The sequence below is a fragment of the Komagataeibacter rhaeticus genome, from assembly GCF_003207855.1.
In the GTDB taxonomy this organism is placed as follows: Bacteria; Pseudomonadota; Alphaproteobacteria; order Acetobacterales; family Acetobacteraceae; genus Komagataeibacter; species Komagataeibacter rhaeticus.
The window spans coordinates 20177-39078 of sequence record NZ_NKTZ01000005.1; the positions used below are offsets into that span (position 1 = coordinate 20177).

The following is an 18902-nucleotide window of genomic DNA, read 5'->3' on the forward strand; positions in this document are numbered from 1 at the left end:
CCAGCAACTTCCGAGATGCCGGACCGCCTGCCCACGGGCACGCCGCACGCCCGTACGGGTGGCCTGCCCGATCGTGAACAGCTCCGCGCGTTTATCGAGAATGCGACAGGACGCATCGGCAAGCGCGAGATCAGCCGGGAATTCGGCCTTGGGCCGGAACACCGGCAGGGCCTGCGGCAGATGCTGCGCGAGATGGCGCTGGATGGCACGCTGGCGCCTGCCGGTGCGCGGCGCTTCCGCGTGTCGGACCGGCTGCCCGAATCCATGGTGGTGCAGGTCACGGGCACCGATGCGGATGGCGACCCCATTGCCCGGCCCGTGCAGTGGGATGGTGAAGGTGCCCCCCCCATCGTGTTCATGCACCCCGAACTGCGTGGCCGCACCGCCCTCGCACCGGGCGAACGCGTGGTTGCGCGCCTGCGCCGCACTGGCCCCGGCAGATATGAAGGCCGCACGCTGCGCCGCCTGACCGACGCGCCGGCGCAGGTCGTGGGCCTGTTCCACGCCCTGGCGGCAGACGACCCGGCGGCCAGCGCGCCCGCCCGTTTCCGCCCCGCCGGCCGCCTGACACCTGCCGACCGCAGGGCCAAGGCGCAATGGATCATCCCGCATGGCGAGGACGGGGGCGCGCCGGACAACGAGATCGTCATTGCCACCCCCCTGCCCCAGTCCGGGCCGGGGCTGCATCCCGCGCGGATCATCGAACGCCTTGGGCCACAGGGGGACGCGCGGACCATCAGCATGGTGGCGGTCGCCATGCTCGGCATTCCGCATGTCTTTCCAGCCGAGGCGCTGGCACAGGCAAAAGCCGCCCGTGCCGTGGCCCCTGCCGGGCGCACCGACCTGCGCGACATGCCGCTTGTCACCATAGATGGCGCGGATGCCCGCGATTTTGACGATGCCATCCATGCCGAGCCGGACGGAACAGGTTTCCGCATTACCGTAGCCATCGCGGATGTGGCGTGGTACGTCCGCCCCGGCAGCGCGCTGGACAATGAGGCGCGCCTGCGCGGCAATTCGGTCTATTTTCCCGACCGGGTCATTCCCATGCTGCCCGAGGACCTGTCGAACGGCTGGTGCTCGCTCCGCCCGGATGAGGACAGGGGCTGCCTGTTCGTGACCATGGACGTGGCCGCCGATGGCAGCGTGGCCCATGCCCGCTTCGGGCGCGGCATCATGCGCAGCGCCGCCCGCCTGACCTATGAGCAGGTACAGGCCGCGCGTGACGGCACCCCCGATCCGGGCATCCAGTCCCTGCCCGCAGGGCTGCTGGACAGCCTGTTCGGCGCATGGCGCTGCCTGACGCATGCCCGCGCGCGGCGCGGCACGCTGGACCTTGAGCTGCCCGAACGGCTGGTGCGGCTGGATGACCATGGCCGGATTACCGCCATCGCGCCGCGCATCCGCCTGGACAGCCACCGGGTGGTGGAAGAGTTCATGATCGCGGCCAATGTCGCCGCCGCCCGCTGCCTGGAGGGGCGTCACCTGCCCTGCCTGTACCGCATCCACGCCCCCCCCACACCCGAGCGGCTGGAAAGCCTGCGCCGCACGCTCGATACGCTGGGCCTGAAGCTTCCGCCCGTAGGCAGCCTGCGCGCATCCGATCTGGACCATGTCCTGCAGCAGGTCCGGGGCACCGATCAGGCCGCACTGGTGAACGAACTGATCCTGCGCGCCCAGAACCAGGCGGAATACAGCCCCGACCCGGTCGGGCATTTCGGCCTGTCGCTACCCGCCTACAGCCATTTCACCAGCCCCATCCGCCGCTATGCCGACCTGCTGACCCACCGCGCCCTGCTGGTGGCCATCGGGCTGGAACCCGGCCCCGCCCCCACGCATGAGCAGCTGGAGGAAACCGGTGAGGCCATAACCCGCACCGAACGCCGGGCCGCCCAGGCCGAGCGCGAGACGCTGGAACGTTACGCCGCCACATGGCTGCAGGCGCGCGTGGGCACGGTGATGGAGGCGCATATCTCCAGCCTGTCGCGATTCGGCATTTTCACGGTGCTGGACGCCACGGGCACATCCGCCCTTCTGCCCATGTCTGCCCTGCCACAAGATCAGTGGCATCATGACGAAAAAACGCAGACATTGCTGTCACGCGACAAGACCATGGCATTCCGCCCCGGTCAGGCCCTGCGCGTACGGATAGAAGAAGCATGCGCCATCCGGGGAACAGTCCTGCTGGCCCTTCCCGACACGCCCCGCCTGCAGGGGCGGCGGGCATGAAGCGCCGCCGGTTTCCGGTCATCATCCTGCGCCCCATCGGCATGGGCGGCGAGGGGGCGGCCACATGGCGGCGCCGGATCTCGACACTGGGCCACATCCCGCGGGACACGTTCATCCTGCTGCTGGTCATCGCACGCCTGACCACGGCGGCCTGCGCCGATGACGTGCCCGCCGCCCCCCGCAGCCCCACACCACAGCCCCCCCTGCAGGCGGACAGCGTGGACACGACCGACGGGGCGGGGATGGACCCTGCGGTCATTTCCTCCGTCATGCAGGCAAGCCTGGCCTTCCTGCAGCCACGCACGCTGGAAAACCACGAGATCCATGACTTCGCGCTGTGGGGGCTGAACGGGCTGAGCGCGCTTGACCCCTCGCTGAGCATCGAGGAACAGCACGGCTTCCTGCAACTGACCGCGACACAGAAGACGGTACTCGCCCTGCCCGTACCCGCCGCCGACGACGTTCCGGGCTGGAGCGCCGCCATCACCCGCATACTGGACGTGGCCTGGCACCATTCCGCCGCCATGCGCAGCACCGGCGCCGACGGGGTGCTGCAGGGTTTCTTTGATGAGCTGTTCAACCATCTCGACCCCTATTCGCGCTACATCCCGCCGCAGGCCGCCGTGTCGGACCGCAGCACCCGCACCGGCGGCGAGGCCACGGCGGGACTGACACTGGGGGTGGACCACCATGCGATCATGATCACGGCGGTCAACGCCAATGGTCCCGCATGGCCGACCACACTGGCGGCGGGGCAGATCGTACGGGCCATCAATGGCCGCTCCACCGAGTCCCGCAGCCTTGATACCGTGAACGCCTGGCTCAATGGCCCGGTGGGCAGCCTTGTGCGCATAACGGTGGAAGCAAGGGGGCGGCAGACGACCGTTACCCTGCACCGTGCCTCCACCCCGCCCGAGACGGTGTTCGCCTATACCAGCGGCAAGCATGTGGTGCTGCACATCACCGCCTTCTCCGCCAACACGGCCGAGGAGATGAGCCAGTATCTGGATGAGGCCATGAACGTGCCCGGCCTGTCGGGGCTGGTCATCGACCTGCGTGGCAACCGGGGTGGCGTGCTGCAGCAGGCGGTCACCACATCGGCCCTGATGCTGGACCATGGCGTGGCCGCGATCACGCAGGGGCGTGACCCGCAGGCCAACCATGTCTGGGCCGTGCAGGGTGGCGACATGACCAACGGGCTGCCCATCATCGTGCTGGTCGATGGCCGGACCGCCAGCGCCGCCGAGATCCTGGCCGCCGCCCTGGCCGACCAGAAGCGCGGCGTGGTGATGGGCAGCGCCACGCTGGGCAAGGGGCTGGTGCAGACCATAGGCCAGCTTCCCAACGGGGCGGAGCTGTTTGTCACATGGAGTCGGGTGCTGGCGCCGCTGGGCTGGCCGCTGCAGGGACTGGGCGTCATGCCACAGGTCTGCACAAGTCTGGGTGAAGCAGCCCTTGACCACCAGCTGCAGGACCTGGCCGAAGGCACGGCGGACAGCAGGGACTGGATTGCCGCCGCACGGCAGATCCGCTACCCCGCCGACCTGTCGCGCATCCTGACCATACGCAAGGCCTGTCCCGCCGCCATCGGCACGGATGGCGATCTGGATGCGGCCTATTCGCTTCTGGACAACCCGGTTGAATACCGCGCCGCCCTGGCCACCATCCCCGAAGAAGAAAGCAGCCCACCCAACGGGGGATGAGTTGTAACAACGGGAGAAACATTGCTATTCCTGCATGCCTCCCTCTGTTTTTCTGCATTACCGGAGAGGGTTCCCACAATGGAAGACGCACGCCTGAAAACCGGCATATGGGTCAAGGCAATGCTGCGCCAGGCTGGACAAACCGGAAATCCGGGCATGATCCTGCACCGGGGGGACGCGGACGCGGGCGGTGTCGTGATCGTGTTGCTGGGGCGGGGGGGACACATGTGTGTGCTCGCACAGACACGCACGCCCGATGGACGGCGGGCATGGTTCCGCGCTACAGGAGAGGCGGCTGTGGATCAGGCCAGTGTGGATGCCTATGTTACAAGGCAGATGGAACGGGACCCGGATCTGTGGGTTCTTGAATTCGACGCACCGGATCTGGTGCCACCGTTTGAAGCAAGGCTGATATGAAAGACGTGATTCCACAGGGATGAAGGCAGGAACCCGGTCCGTTACACGGTGTGGCATCTCGCACACACCCGGACGTGACAGTTGGCCAGCCCGCCCCACGCGGCGGATAAAGGTGGCCACAATGGATTGTCAGGGCTGGTTTCTTTCAGCAAAAGAATGCTGATGCTGATCATTCCAAGGAATATGGCACGTGCACCCGACCGGGCCGACATGCCGGAAGAGGCCCGTCGAAGGGAGAAGAAGAGTATGAAACTGCGGTACGGATTGCTTGCAGGGTCTTTATTGACTGCCGCGGTTACCCTGGGCTCCGTGCTGGTCTCCGCTCCGGTATTCGCCCAGCCTGTTCAGGGGCTTTATATCAGCGGTGAAGGCGGCGCGAGTTTCAACCAGGGGCAGGTCATACGCCACTCCTCCGCACGGGATGAATTCAAGACCGGCGCCACCGGCATCGGCAGCATCGGCTGGGGCCTGGGCAATGGCTTCCGGGTCGAGGTGGAAGGACTCTACCGCAACAACGACCTGAAGACGGTGGGGGGCAACGCCGCCTACCACGCCCATGCCGATGGCAGGCAGCAGGAATCGGGCATCATGGCCAATGCCCTGTTCGACATGGATATCGGCAAAAGCTGGCTGTTCCCGTATTTCGGCGCGGGTATCGGCTATGGCTGGCAGAACATGAACACCACCATGACCGGCAACGTGAATGGCCAGAGCTACAGCCAGCATGTGGGGGGCACATACGGCAACTTCGCCTATCAGGGCATTTTCGGCCTGTCTTTCCCCATGCCGTTTGCCGTCGGCCTGTCGGCCACGGCGGAATACCGGTTCTGGACCATGCTTGGCCCGCAGTCGCACCATTCCATCGTATCGGGCAGCAGCACGGCGCTGACCGCCATGAACAGCGATTATGGCTTCCGCAATGGCAATCGTGACAGCCGGACCGATTTCAACCACTCTCTGATGCTTGGCCTGCGCTACGAGTTCAATCCGGCGCCGCCCCCCCCGCCGCCGCCTGCCACCGTTGCCGCCCCGGCACCTGCGGAAAACCGCACCTATCTCGTATTCTTCGACTGGGACCGCAGCGACCTGACCGACCGGGCACGCGCCATCGTGGCCGTTGCCGCACAGGCTTCGACCAACACGCAGACCACCCGCATCGAGGTCAACGGCTATACCGACAACTCGGCAGCCCGGCCCGGCCCGCAGGGGGAACATTACAATCAGGCGCTCTCGCTCAAGCGTGCGCAGGTGATCAAGGCGGAACTGGTACGTGATGGCGTGCCCGGCCCCGCCATCGACATCCATGGCTATGGGGACGCCAACCCGCTGGTCCAGACCGGGGCCAATACGCGCGAAGCCCAGAACCGCCGGGTGGAGATCATCCTGCACTGATTACCCGCCAGCAGCGGCCATGAAAAAAAGCGGCGCCCCGTTGGGCAGCCGCTTTTTTCATGGCCATGGTGCCCGTGCGCGGTTCAAAGGGCCGCCCACAAAACACCCTGTCAATTCAAGGAAAAGTTTTTGGCGAGGCTTTTTTCAAAAAGCTTCAAAGGGCGCCGCCTTTTTGAAAAAAGGCGGACCCAAAAACCCTTTTCATCAGTCAGTTGTTTTGAAATTCTCTTTTCAGACCAGCCCGGTGAACAGGGATGTCGAGAGATAACGCTCGGCAAAGGACGGGGCGATGGTGACAATGGTCTTGCCCCTGTTTTCCGGCCGCTCGGCAAGCTGTACGGCCGCATGCAGCGCCGCACCGGAGGAAATGCCCACCGGCACGCCATCCAGCCGCGCGCACCGGCGGGCGGCCGCGATCGCCTCGCGCTCCGATACCGGCAGCACCCCGTCCAGCGCCGCCAGATCCAGCGTGCGGGGGCAAAAGCCCGGCCCGATCCCCTGGATGCCGTGCGGACCCGGCTCATCCCCATTGAGGATGGCACTCTCCATCGGCTCCACGCCATAGACCTGCACACCTGGCTTGCGTGCCTTCAGGCCATGCGCGATGCCACTGGCCGTGCCCCCCGTACCCAGTCCCGCCACGACAATATCGACCTCTCCCGCCGTATCGACCCAGATCTCCTCCGCCGTGGTGGCGGCATGCACGTCAGGGTTGGCCGGGTTATCGAACTGGCGCGGCATCCAGGCATTGGGGGTTTTCTTCAGGATTTCTTCCGCCCGGGCGATCGCGCCTGCCATGCCAAGGCGCGAGGGGGTCAGTTCCAGCTGGGCATCCAGCAGGCGCAGCATCTTGCGCCGTTCGATGGAGGCCCCTTCGGGCATAGTCACGATCAGCCGGTAGCCGCGCGCGGCGGCGACAAAAGCCAGCGAGATGCCCGTATTGCCAGATGTTGGCTCCACCAGCGTGGTCCTGCCGGGCTGGATCTCGCCCCGGCTTTCCGCATCCTCGATCATGGCGGCGCCAATCCGGTCCTTGACCGAGGCGAGCGGATTGAAAAACTCCAGCTTCATCAGAATGCGACTCTGCAACCCGTCCTCACGGGTCAGATGCGGCAGCGCCACCAGCGGCGTTCCCCCCACGGTCTCGACAATGGAATCGTACACCCTGCCGCGCGGTGCGGCAAAACCGTAAGTGCGGTCCTGGGGGGCGGTCTTGGTCATGCGGTATCACTCCGTTCCATGCAGATGGCTTAATTCACACGTACAGACTGACATAATCCACCATCCTCCCCAACAGAAGCGTGGATCAATCAGTCAATTGCTGCTAACTGGGGCAGACTGTTTTCCACATCCATCATACAGCGAGGCTGAACGATATGCTGCTCCGGCGTGACAGGACCATGATCGCCATACTGATCATGCTTGATGTTGCCTTTCACGCAGGGCGGAACGGCACCATAAGCGCTGCCGACATAGCCGAACGCGCGGGCCTGGCGCGCCGTGGCATCGAACCGCTGCTACAGACCCTGTCACGCTCCGGCCTGCTGGAAAGCGTGCGTGGCCCGCGCGGTGGCTACCGGCTGGGCCGCCCGCGGCGCGATATCCTGCTGGCGGATATCCTGTCCGTCATCACGGCGGAAGACAACAGGGATGACGGGCCTGTGGGCGACCTGTTCAGCAAGGTGGTGGAACCGTGCTGGCAGCAGTTTGACAGCATGATTGACGCGGAATGCCACAAGATCAGCCTGGATGACCTGGTGCGCCGCGCGGAACATGCCGGCATGCGGCGCCCCCTGCCCGAACCCATTACCTTCTCGATCTGACGGCACGGCCCCGGCCAGCATAACGGGCGGGCCACCCTGCCCACCCGTACGGGGGCGGCAGGGCTTACTGCGCGCCGCTTACGGCCGGTGCCGTGACGGTTGCGGCCACATCCATGTATTCACGCGGCTGGCTGCCACCGGGGATCAGTACGACCCGGAATTTGTCTTCCCCGGAATAGGCGGTGTTGGGGGTGTACGTCACGTAAGTGTGATCGTTGTAATTATAGATGAAGACCTTGCCATGCTCGGGGGCGGGCGACACGCCGAACGAGGCATAGGGATGACCGGCCGAGACCCGCGTCTCGATCGCGCAGTACCCGTCATCGCTGCGGACCTGCATGGTGGCAGCCCTGGTGTCCTTGCCCGCGGCCGCAGGCGTACCGACCTGGCACTGCCCCGAAGGCTTCATGTAGTTGTAGGGATTGGGGGTTCCACCAATACCGCCAAGGTTCACGCCCGGTTTGTTGTCACATCCGGCGAGCAGAATGCCCGTCGTCATCATGATTGCAGACAGTCGCAGTCGCACTCGTCAGCTCCGCTGTATTTGATACATCACCCGTTATAAGGACGGTTGCACCCGCGCCACCCCGTAACGGGTCTGATCGGCACAGCGGCAAACCGCTTTGGCATACGCTGTAGAACAACGCACCCCGCCGGGAAAGACCCGCCGGTCATTTTACACAGGCGGCAAAGCCCCGTCCGTATGGCATAGCTGGCTGCCGGCATGCTGTCATCCCACTGCACGGTTGCGGCGCATCTTTTTGAACGTGAAGTTATATCCCTCCCTTTTGGCAAGGACAGGTTTGCGCTATAGACCTGATCCAGATTTCATTCCTACCGGAATTCGCGGGGTTCATGCCTCCCCGTTTGCAACTGCCCCAACAGTCTGGAGAACCTGTCCTGATGTCGATGTCGATCTGGCGCGCTGGCGCTGCTGCACTTGCCCTGGCGGGGCTGGTCACTGGCGGGCAGGCACGGGCCGCCGGCCCCTGCTCCCCCTCCCCCGCGCATGAGGCGTTTGACGTGCAGGGCCTGAAAAGCGAGCTGATGGTCACCGCACTCTCGTGCGGCGCGCAGGACAAGTACAATAATTTCGTGATGAAATTCCGCAGCAAGCTGACCAGCGAGGAACATGTCCTCAACGGCTATTTCAGCAGCACGTATGGCCGCAACGCCCAGCGCCAGCATGATGACTACATTACCCAGCTGGCCAACGTGCAGTCCGAGCGCGGGCTGAAGTCCGGCACCGCGTTCTGCCAGCAGCGCCTGTCCATGTTTGATGAGGTGGGGGAACTGGAAACGGCGGCCGACCTGTCCAACTACGCGCAGGCGAAGGATATCCTCCAGCCCGCGTCCTACCTGACCTGCACGGCCCCCAACCGCCCGGCCGCCGCCACCCGCGCGCGCAGCACGGGCCATGCCACCGGCCGCCGCACGGTACGGAGCTGACATACCGGCCCCTGCCGACATGAAGAAAAATATGGCCGGACCCGTGTCCGGCCTTTTTCATACCGGCAACAGCGCGCATAGTCCGCGGGCGTGCGGGGCCTTATGGCTTGACAGGACGTGATCTGACAGAACAAAGAACGCCTCATGAACGACGATCTTTTTTCCGCGCCCGCCAGCCCCGGCAAACCGACTCGACGCAAGGTTTCCCCCCCCGCCATGCCCGCAGACAACGCGAAAAACGGTCCCGATACCTATGACGCCAGCGCCATCGAGGTACTGGAAGGGCTAGAACCCGTCCGTCGCCGCCCCGGCATGTATATCGGCGGCACGGATGAGACGGCGTACCATCACCTCGCTTCCGAAATCCTTGACAACGCCATGGACGAGGCCGTCGCCGGCCACGCCACCACCATCGATGTGTCGCTGGAAGCTGGTGACTGCCTGACCATACGCGACAACGGGCGCGGCATTCCGGTTGATCCGCATCCGCGTTTTCCCGACCGTTCGGCGCTGGAAGTGATCCTGACCACGCTGCACGCGGGCGGCAAATTCTCGGGCAAGGCCTATGCCACGTCGGGCGGGCTGCATGGCGTGGGGTCGTCGGTAGTCAATGCACTGGCCTCACGCATGGAAGTCGAGATCGCGCGTGACCGGGAACTGTGGCGGCAGGTCTATGAACGCGGCCATCCGCTGAGCGGTGTTGAAAAGATCGGTCCGGTCAACAACCGCCGGGGCACCCAGATCCGGTTTACGCCCGACCCCGAGATTTTCGGGCGGCTGCACTTCTCGCCCGCACGGCTGTACCGGCTGTGCCGGTCCAAGGCGTTCCTGTTCCGGGGTGTTACCATCCGCTGGTCATGCGATCCGTCGCTGATCAAGGGCGATGACATCCCGGCGGAAGCGGTCCTGCACTTCCCCGGCGGGCTGGCGGACAGCCTGCGTGATGAACTGGGGGACAAGGCCGCCCTGCTGACCGATCTGTGGGCCGGTGACGCCGACCTGCCAACCGCCCCCGACGGAAGCGATACCGGGCGCATGGAATGGGCCATCGCCTTTCTGGAGCAGGGCACGGCGGCCCTTGCCTCCTACTGCAATACCATTCCCACCCCCAATGGCGGCACGCATGAGACGGGATTCCGTAATGCCCTGCTCAAGGGCCTGCGCAACTGGGGTGAGCAGCGTGCCAACAAGCGCGCGGCCAGTATCAATGCCGATGACATCATGGGCTGCATCGCCGCCAAGCTGTCGGTCTTTATCCGTGACCCGCAGTTCCAGGGCCAGACCAAGGAAAAGCTGACCAGCAGCGAAGCCAGCAAGCTGGTCGAGACAGCACTCCGTGACCGTTTTGACCACTGGCTGGCGGCCAACCCGCCGCAGGCGGACAACCTGCTGGCCTTTGTGGTGGAACGCGCCGAGGAACGCCTGCGCCGCAAGGAACAGAAGGAAACCCCGCGCAAGAGTGCGACCCGCCGCCTGCGGCTGCCGGGCAAGCTGACCGACTGCACGCGCGAGAACGCGGCGGAGACCGAGATTTTCCTGGTGGAAGGGGATTCGGCCGGTGGATCGGCAAAGCAGGCCCGCAACCGTGAGACGCAGGCCGTGCTGCCGCTGCGCGGCAAGATCCTGAACGTGGCCAGTGCCTCGACCGAGAAGCTGCGTGGCAACCAGGAACTGCGCGACCTGGTGGAAGCACTGGGCTGCGGCATGGGCGAGCGCTTTGACGCGACCAAGCTGCGCTATGGCCGCATCATCATCATGACGGACGCGGACGTGGACGGCGCGCATATCGCCTCCCTGCTCATGACGTTCTTCTACCGTGAACTGCCCGGCCTGATCCGCGGCGGCCATCTGTATCTGGCCCAGCCGCCACTGTACCGCCTGACACAGGGCGGCAGGAGCATCTACGCCATGGATGATGCCGACCGTGAGCGGAAGCTGAAGAAGGACTTCAAGCCCAACAGCAAGGTCGAGGTCTCGCGTTTCAAGGGACTGGGGGAAATGCCGCCGGGCGACCTGAAACAGACCACCATGGACCCCAGGCACCGCACCCTGCTCAAGGTCATCACCCCGCCCGAGGACAGGGCACTGACGCTGGAGCGTGTGGAACACCTGATGGGCCGCAAGGCGGAACTACGCTTCCGCTTCATTCAGGACCATGCCCGTCAGGTCGATAACCTCGACGTCTGAAACAGCCAAAACCAAAAAGGCCCGGCTCCCCTGATACAGGGGACCGGGTCTTTTTCATCACACGCGAATGTAAGAAGTTTTTTTCAAAAAGCTTCAGAGCATGCCGCCTTTTGGGAAAAAGGCGGCACTCAAAAAAACGCCTGTCCTTTTATCAGCCTGCATCCGCCACATGCAGGACATGCTGCGGGTCCACCGTGGCAACTGCTGTGACCGGGTGCAGCAGGCCGGTCACGGCCGGGTCAAACACCCGCAGGAACGAGTTGGGATGCACCCCCATCCACACGGTCACGATGGCCAGCGGCACCAGAACGGCCAGTTCCTGCCCCGTCAGGTCCCGCAGCAGGGCAACAACGCCACCCCGGTCAGCGCCGAACAGCACCCGGCGGTACAGCACCAGCATGTACACCGCCCCCAGGATCATGCTCGTGCCCCCCAGGAAGGCCAGCCAGAACGAGACATGCAGCGCGCCGACCATGACCAGGAACTCACCCACGAACGCGCCCGTGCCCGGCAGGCCGATATTGGCCATGACGAACAGCATGGCCAGCGTGGCCAGCACCGGCATCCTGTGCGCCACACCGGAGAACGCGCTGATCTCGCGCGTTTCCGCCCGCCATGACACGGCGGAGACACAGAAGAACAGCGCCGCGATCACGATGCCATGCGACAGCATCTGGAAAATCGCGCCATCAATCCCCTCCGGCGTCATCGTGAACAGGCCAATGGCGATCACACCCATGTGCGAGAACGAGGAATACGCGATCACCCGCTTCATGTCCGTCTGTGCCAGGGCGATGATGGCGGCATAGATCACCGCGATCACACCCAGCGTCAGCACCACAGGGGCGAACAGCCGCGCGGCATCGGGGAACATGAGCACCCCGAAACGCAGCAGCCCGTAGGCACCCGCCTTGGACAGCACGCCCGACAGCATGACGGAAGCCGTCGTGGGGGCCTCGGTATAGGCATCGGGCAGCCAGGCATGCAGCGGGAACAGCGGCAGCTTGACGCCAAAAGCCAGGATGAAGCCCGCCAGCAGCCAGCACTGCATGGCATGGCTGAAGCCATGATGCTGCAGCGCCATGATATCGGTCGTGCCGGTCACGTTCCACATCGCCAGCAGGGCAAGCAGCATGAACAGCGAGCCACCAAAAGTGAACAGGAAGAACTGCAATGAAGCCCATACCCGCTTCGGGCCGCCCCATACCCCCACCATAAGGCTGGCGGGCAGCAGCGTCGCTTCATAGAAAACGTAGAACAGCACCATGTCGAGCGCCGAGAACAGGCCGATCAGCGTGGTTTCCAGCAAAAGCATGGCAATCATGTAATCGCGCACGCGCCCGGTGATCTGCCGCCAGCCCCCGATGATGGACAGCGGGGTAAGGAAGGCGGACAGCAGCACGAACATGAGGCTGATACCGTCCACCCCGGCATGGTAGGAGATACCGGCCCCGCTGGCCCAGCCTACCTGCTGCGCGAACTGGATGCCGGGGCGCGTGGGGTCGAATTCCACCCACATGACCACGGCCAGCGCGAACACGATGCCACTGGTCCACAGCGCCACCCAGCGCGCTGCGGTCTCCACCGTCTGGGGCGTGCCACGGGTCAGCAATATGGCCACAACCCCGGCAAGGGGCAGGTAGGTAACTAGCGAGAGCAGGATCGGATGCACATTCGGTCTCACATCATCCATGGGGAATGCGTGAGCCTAGGAGCGTTCAGCCATGGGAATCCAGTAAGGCCGCGCTCACATTATGCAGAGGACAGGCCCCACTTCCCGGCACCACGGACCATGCGAATCCTGACGGGGACCGTGCGTCACGGGTCAGCGGCGGCCGAACATCCGCTCAATATCGGCCTTTTCCAGCTTCAGCCAGGTGGGACGGCCATGCGAGCAGGTGCCCGCGCGGGGGGTGCGTTCCATGTCGCGCAGCAGGGCGTTCATTTCCTCGTGTGTCAGCCTGCGGCCGGCCCTGACACTGCCGTGACAGGCCATGCGCGCGATGACCGCGTCCATGCGCGCATCCAGCGCGTCGGCCTGCGCGGGGCTGGCCAGGTCATCGGCCTCCAGTTCCTCCGCCAGGTCACGCAGCATGCCCCCCGGGTTCTCCTTGCCCAGCAGGGCGGGCATGGCACGGACCAGAACGGCCGTGCCGCCAAAGGGTTCGATCTCGACCCCCAGCCGGGCCAGCGCCGCGCCAAAGGACAGCAGGACATCCACCTGCCGCGCGGGCAGGTCCACCACTTCAGGCAGGAGCAGGCGCTGGGCGCGGATCTCGCCGCCCATATACTGCTCACGCAGGATCTCATGCGTCAGGCGCTCATGGGCGGCGTGCTGGTCCACCAGCACCAGCGCGCCATCCGCCGTCTGGGACACGATATAGGTGCCCAGCACCTGCGCCACCGCCGCGCCCAGCGGGTGCGCCATGGCGGCGGTGGTCGCCGCCTGGTCATGCAGGGGGTCGGGGGCTGTCTGGCGCGCGGCGGGCAGGCCGGCCAGCGGCAGGGACGACTCGGCAAATCCGGATGGCAGGCCCGAATCGGGGCGGGCGGGAGCCAGCGGCCGGGCCAGCCGGGTGGACAGGTCCGCCGCATCCGCGTTGCGCTCGGACGGGTACCAGATGCGCGCGGGCGAAGATCCGCGTGACTGAATCAGGTCGGGCCGCACGCCCGCGACCCCGGCACCCGTGCCCAGCGCACGCCCCAGCGCGCCAATGACCAGTGCCCGTACAGCAGCCGAATCCGCATAACGCAGTTCCGTCTTGGCCGGGTGCACGTTCACATCCACCTGCTCGGGCGGGATTTCAAGCGAAAGGGCGACCACCGCATGCCGCCCATGTTCCATCACGTTGCGATAGGCCACCCGCACCGCCGTGCGCAGCACCGGGTCCACCACCGGGCGCCCGTTGACCAGCAGCATCTGCCCGTTGGCCGTGGCACGGTGGACGGATGGCGCGCAGATATAGCCGCTCAGCTTCAGGTCGCCCCGCTGCCCTTCCACCGCCAGCAGGCCATCGGCATCGCCCGACTCCAGAATGGCCGCGACCCGCGCCGCCCTGTCCTGTGCTGGCAGGTCAAGGATCAGGCGGTCATCGAATTCCAGCCTGAAGGCAATATGCGGGGCGGACAGGGCCAGCCTGCGGACCACGTTTTCCGCATGACCCGACTCGACACGGGGGCTTTTGAGGAATTTGCGGCGCGCGGGTGTGGCAAAGAACAGGTCCTCCACCAGCACGCGGGTGCCGGGCGCGCCCGCGCAGGGTTCCGGCGTGCTGACCACGCCGCCTTCCACCCGGATGGACCATGCCGAGTCGGCACCCGCCTGGCGGGACATGACACTCAGCCGCGCCGCGGCCCCGATGGAAGGCAGGGCCTCGCCACGAAAGCCAAGGGTGGAAATATACACCAGCGTCTCGTCACGCAGCTTGGAGGTACAGTGCCGCTCGACGGCCAGAAGCAGGTCATCGGGCGACATGCCACAGCCGTCATCGCTGACATCAATCCGGTCGATCCCGCCCCGGTCCAGCCGTATGTGAATACGCCGCGCACCGGAATCGACGGCGTTTTCCACCAGTTCCTTCAGGGCCGCCGCCGGGCGCTCGATCACCTCGCCCGCGGCAATGCGGTTGACCACCTGCTCGGACAGGCGACGGATGACCGGCGGGTTATGGCCAGACTGGGTATTCATGACAGGAACCGGATTGCAGCCATCATGCCCTTCCCCCGGGGGTGGGCCGGCCCCCTGCCTATTTGGCGGGGCCGCTTACGGTGGGCGTGGCCCCCTTGGTCAGGTTGCGGCCCAGCGCCGAATCCTCACGCAGGCGGGCGTTCTCCGCCTTGCCATTGACAAGATTGCCCGCGCCACCGCCATGCCAGAACATCAGCTTGTCCACAAACGTGGTGTCGGCACGGCCCATCTCACCCCGGTCGGGTTCGTTGGATGCTTCCTGCGCTGCCCCAACCAGCGCGGTCTGGCCGGGACTGCCGGGGCCATCAGCCCCCTGAAGCGCCACATTGGGGGAAAGGGTTTCCAGCGCCTGCATGCGCGGGTTCGTATCCTCGGCACGCTGCACGGCATTGCTGTTGGGCGCGCCCAGTTCATCCGAAGGCGGCATGGACAGCGGGGCACGGGTGGTGACCGTGTATTCATCCGGCAGGGTCCGCTCCAGCCCGAAGGCACGCGAAACATCAGCGCCCGTGCAGCCCGACAGCATGAAGCCACCAGAGACAAGCAATGCACAGGAAAGGGGTCTGAAAGCAGGAATCGCCATATCTCGCCTATTACCGTGAGTGAAACGGTTCGGCAAGCATGCGCGCGCCATCCCCGCCCTAGTTTGCATCGCGATTACGCATGTTGTCGATAATCAGGATGGCCACGCCGCAATCTATCAGGGCATCGGCAATGTTGAACACCGGCCATGAATGGCCATAGGCATGCGCGTGGATGAAATCGACCACCGCGCCAAAGCGCAGCCGGTCGGTCACGTTGCCAATGGCCCCCCCCATGATCAGGCCCAGCGCCACGGCCACCCACCGCCGGGGCGTGCGCGCAAGCCAGACGCCAAGCCCCGTGACAATCAGCAGGGCCGCAATGGAAAAGATGATGCGCCCGGCCGCCCCCGCGCCCCCCAGCATGCCAAAGGTGATGGCATGGTTCCACACCATGGTCAGGTTCAGCCCGGGCAGCAGGGGGACGCTTTCGCGCGCCGGCAGGTCATAGACATAAAGGATCCAGTACTTGCTGGCCTGGTCGGCCACAAGCGCCCCCAGCAGGCAGGCCAGACCGGCAACGCGGTTGTTCATCGCCGCTATGCCCTGCCCTGCACCACATCCACACAGCGCAGGCACAGTTCGGGATGGGCGCCATCGTGGCCCACTTCCTCCAGCACCTTCCAGCAGCGCGCGCATTTATGCCCCGAAGCGACGCTTATGGAGGGAATGCCATGGGGCGTGCCTTCCTGTGCCTCGTCCTCGCCCAGGTAGATCGACCCCGCACCGGCGATGACATTGACCTCCGCCTGGGACACGATGGTCAGTTCCGCCCAGTCAATACCGGCAAACCGTGCGGCCTCAGCCTCGGACAGTGGCAGTTCGAGTGCCGCCTGCAGCGAGGACTTGACCAGCCCGTCACGCCGCGCGGTCTCGATCTCGGTGGTGATCACACGCCGCACGGCGCGCAGCATGGCCCAGCGTTCGCCCAGTTCCGGGTCATTCCACTGCGCGGGCAGGTCGGGGAAGGCCTGCAGGTGCACGCTCTCGGTATTGCCGGGACGGGCCAGCCACGCTTCCTCGGCCGTAAAGACCAGCACGGGGGCAAGCCACGTACACAGGCAGCGGTGCAGATGGTCCAGCACCGTGCGGGCCGCCCGGCGCTTCAGGCTTGCAGGGCCATCGCAGTAGATGGTGTCCTTGCGCACGTCAAAATAGAAAGCCGACAGGTCGGCCGCACAGAATCCGTGCAGCGCGGGATAGACGCCCACCCATTCATGCGTTTCCACCGCGCGCGCCACAAGCCCGCCCAGTTCACCCAGCCGGTGCAGCACCCAGCGCTCCAGTTCCGGCAGTTCGGCGTAAGGCACGCGCTCGGCTTCGGTAAAGCCCTCCAGCGCGCCCAGCAGCCAGCGCAGCGTGTTGCGCAGGCGGCGATAGAGTTCGCCCTGCTGCTTGAGGATCTCCTTGCCGATGCGCAGGTCATCGTTGGTGTCCGAGTTCATGACCCACAGGCGCAGGATATCGGCCCCCAGCGTGTCATTCACGTCCTGCGGCGCAATGACGTTGCCAAGGGACTTGGACATCTTGCGGCCCTGCTCGTCCAGCACGAAGCCGTTGGTGACCAGTGCCCTGTAGGGGGCGACACCGCGCGTGCCGACACTTTCCAGCAGCGAGGACTGGAACCAGCCACGATGCTGGTCGGAGCCTTCCAGATACAGGTCGGCGGGGAATTTCATGTCGCCATGGCCCAGCACGAAGGCATGGGTCGAACCGCTCTCGAACCATACATCGACGATATCGAACACCTGTTCGTAATCATCGGCGTTACGCCCTTCGCCAAGGAAACGCGAGGCGGGGGAACTGTACCAGGCATCAGCCCCTTCCACACGGAAGGCTTCGACAATGCGTGCCATCACAGCGGCGTCGCGCAGGACCTCGCCGGTGCGCTTTTCCACAAACACGGCAATCGGCACGCCCCATGCGCGCTGGCGGCTGATGCACCAGTCAGGCCGGCCCGCCACCATGGAGGTCAGGCGGTTGCGCGCCTGGGCTGGCACGAAAGTCACGTCATCCAGCGCTTCAAGCGCCCGCTTGCGCAGTTGGCCCTCGCCATCCATGCGGATGAACCACTGCGGTGTCGCGCGATAGATGATGGGCGCGCGCGAGCGCCATGAATGCGGGTAGGAATGGACCAGTGTGGCCCGCGCCACCAGGCCACACGGCGCCGTGCCTGCCGCAACAGCGCGCTGCATGGCTTCAAGCAGCGCCTGGCAGACCGGCTCGGCCGCCTTGAACACATGCCCACCGCCAAACAGCGGCACCCAGTCGGCATAGCGTCCGTCATCCAGCACCAGTTCGGTGATTTCCAGCCCGTGGGCGCGGCCAAGGACAAAGTCGTCCTCGCCATGCGCCGGGGCGGTGTGGACCAGGCCGGTGCCGGCTTCGGTCGTGACATGGGCGCCGGGCAGCAGCGGCACGTCGAAATCATAGCCCTGCCCGCGCAGCGGATGGGCACAGACGGCCCCTTCCAGCGCACTGCCGGGCAGGGTGTAGAGCACATGGTGGGCGGTGATGCCCGCGGCCTCGCAGAAGGGGGCGATCAGGTCCTCGGCCACCAGCACGCGGGCTTCGGGTTCCAGCGTCGCGTTATCGCCCACGCCATCCACCCGCACCACGGCATAGGTGATGTCCGGCCCGTAGGCGATGGCGCGGTTGGCGGGAATGGTCCACGGCGTGGTGGTCCAGATCACGGCCGCCACATCGTCCAGCGCGTGGGCGGGCGTGGGATCGCTTACGAAGGGAAAGGCGACGTGAATGGCGGTGGATTCATGCTCGCGGTATTCGATCTCGGCCTCGGCCAGCGCGGTTTTTTCAACCGGGCTCCACATCACCGGGCGCAGGCCGCGATACAGCAGGCCGTTGAGCAGGAACTTGCCGATCTCACCCGCGATCGCCGCCTCGGAGGAAAAGTCCATCGTGGCATAGCGGTCAGCCCACTGCGCCTGCACGCCCAGCCTGCGGAACTCGGCCGCCTGCGTGTCCAGCCATTTCTGGGCATAGGCCCGGCATTCGGCGCGGAACTGCAGCACGGGCACGCTGTCCTTGTCCTGCCCGCGCTTGCGGTATGCTTCCTCGATCTTCCATTCGATCGGCAGGCCGTGGCAGTCCCAGCCGGGCACGTAATGGATGCCGTAGCCCGCCATGCGGTGGCTGCGGTTGATCACGTCCTTGAGGATCTTGTTCAGCGCGTGTCCGATATGCAGGTGGCCGTTGGCGTAGGGTGGGCCGTCATGCAGCATGAACACGTCACGCCCGCGCGCCTGGTCCAGCAGGCGCGCGTCCAGCTTCTCGCTCTCCCATCCCGCCAGAATCTCCGGCTCCCGCCTGGGCAGGTTGCCGCGCATGGGAAAGGAGGTGGTCGGCAGGAAGACCGTCTCCCGGTAGAGATCCTGTGGTTTTGACTCGGACATGGCCTGTTCTGTTCTTCTGG

At 65.4% G+C, this 18902-nt stretch carries 14 protein-coding genes; 7 read left to right on the top strand and 7 right to left on the bottom strand.

The features are described 5' to 3' along the window. Positions 1-15: 15 nt before the first annotated feature. The 4 genes from CFR78_RS07180 (at position 16) to CFR78_RS07195 (ending at position 5741) form a co-directional block, all read left to right on the top strand. Positions 16-2229, top strand: coding sequence for a ribonuclease R family protein (locus tag CFR78_RS07180; protein ID WP_034928587.1), 2214 nt, complete (start codon positions 16-18; stop codon positions 2227-2229). Then, a complete protein-coding gene (locus CFR78_RS07185; protein WP_007399924.1) occupies positions 2226-3932 on the top strand; it encodes a S41 family peptidase in 1707 nt (568 codons plus the stop codon). The genes CFR78_RS07180 and CFR78_RS07185 overlap by 4 nt, the downstream gene beginning before the upstream one ends. Positions 3933-4010: 78 nt before the next feature. Beyond that, positions 4011-4349, top strand: a complete 339-nt coding sequence (locus tag CFR78_RS07190) for a DUF1491 family protein (protein ID WP_034928585.1) — start codon at positions 4011-4013, stop codon at positions 4347-4349. A 246-nt stretch (positions 4350-4595) separates the two neighbouring features. Next, positions 4596-5741, top strand: a complete 1146-nt coding sequence (locus CFR78_RS07195) for an OmpA family protein (protein WP_034928664.1) — start codon at positions 4596-4598, stop codon at positions 5739-5741. 231 nt (positions 5742-5972) lie between these two features. Here the strand turns inward: CFR78_RS07195 and cysK are convergent, their stop codons facing one another. Further along, on the bottom strand, positions 5973-6962 hold the full coding sequence (gene cysK, locus CFR78_RS07200) for a cysteine synthase A (protein ID WP_034928582.1): 990 nt from the start codon (positions 6960-6962) through the stop codon (positions 5973-5975). A 155-nt stretch (positions 6963-7117) separates the two neighbouring features. On the opposite strand from cysK, the gene CFR78_RS07205 reads away from it, so the two are divergent. Then, a complete protein-coding gene (locus tag CFR78_RS07205; RefSeq protein ID WP_007399920.1) occupies positions 7118-7564 on the top strand; it encodes an RrF2 family transcriptional regulator in 447 nt (148 codons plus the stop codon). Positions 7565-7628: 64 nt separating this feature from the next. Here the strand turns inward: CFR78_RS07205 and CFR78_RS07210 are convergent, their stop codons facing one another. Then, positions 7629-8066 carry a hypothetical protein gene (locus CFR78_RS07210; RefSeq protein WP_034928579.1) on the bottom strand — a complete coding sequence of 146 codons (438 nt, stop codon included), beginning with the start codon at positions 8064-8066 and terminating at the stop codon, positions 7629-7631. Positions 8067-8467: 401 nt separating this feature from the next. Here CFR78_RS07210 and CFR78_RS07215 point away from each other — a divergent pair, with 401 nt between their 5' ends. Together CFR78_RS07215 and parE are read left to right on the top strand one after the other, a co-directional pair. Then, on the top strand, positions 8468-9013 hold the full coding sequence (locus CFR78_RS07215; RefSeq protein ID WP_083824494.1) for a hypothetical protein: 546 nt from the start codon (positions 8468-8470) through the stop codon (positions 9011-9013). A 144-nt stretch (positions 9014-9157) separates the two neighbouring features. Further along, positions 9158-11200, top strand: a complete 2043-nt coding sequence (parE, locus tag CFR78_RS07220) for a DNA topoisomerase IV subunit B (protein ID WP_007399916.1) — start codon at positions 9158-9160, stop codon at positions 11198-11200. A gap of 151 nt (positions 11201-11351) precedes the next feature. Here the strand turns inward: parE and CFR78_RS07225 are convergent, their stop codons facing one another. The 5 genes from CFR78_RS07225 to ileS all read right to left on the bottom strand — a co-directional run bounded on the left by CFR78_RS07225 (position 11352) and on the right by ileS (position 18882). Then, positions 11352-12893: an NADH-quinone oxidoreductase subunit M gene (locus tag CFR78_RS07225; RefSeq protein ID WP_034928574.1), complete on the bottom strand. Its 1542-nt coding sequence runs from the start codon at positions 12891-12893 to the stop codon at positions 11352-11354. A gap of 132 nt (positions 12894-13025) precedes the next feature. Next, complete coding sequence (gene mutL / locus CFR78_RS07230; protein ID WP_034928572.1) at positions 13026-14888, bottom strand: DNA mismatch repair endonuclease MutL; 1863 nt, start codon at positions 14886-14888, stop codon at positions 13026-13028. A 58-nt stretch (positions 14889-14946) separates the two neighbouring features. Beyond that, positions 14947-15435 (bottom strand): DUF3035 domain-containing protein, encoded by a 489-nt coding sequence (locus CFR78_RS07235; protein ID WP_007399913.1) that lies wholly within the window; start codon positions 15433-15435, stop codon positions 14947-14949. 94 nt (positions 15436-15529) lie between these two features. Beyond that, positions 15530-16003, bottom strand: coding sequence for a signal peptidase II (gene lspA / locus CFR78_RS07240; RefSeq protein ID WP_034928571.1), 474 nt, complete (start codon positions 16001-16003; stop codon positions 15530-15532). Positions 16004-16008: 5 nt separating this feature from the next. Continuing rightward, positions 16009-18882 carry an isoleucine--tRNA ligase gene (gene ileS / locus CFR78_RS07245; RefSeq protein WP_034928570.1) on the bottom strand — a complete coding sequence of 958 codons (2874 nt, stop codon included), beginning with the start codon at positions 18880-18882 and terminating at the stop codon, positions 16009-16011. Positions 18883-18902: the final 20 nt, after the last annotated feature.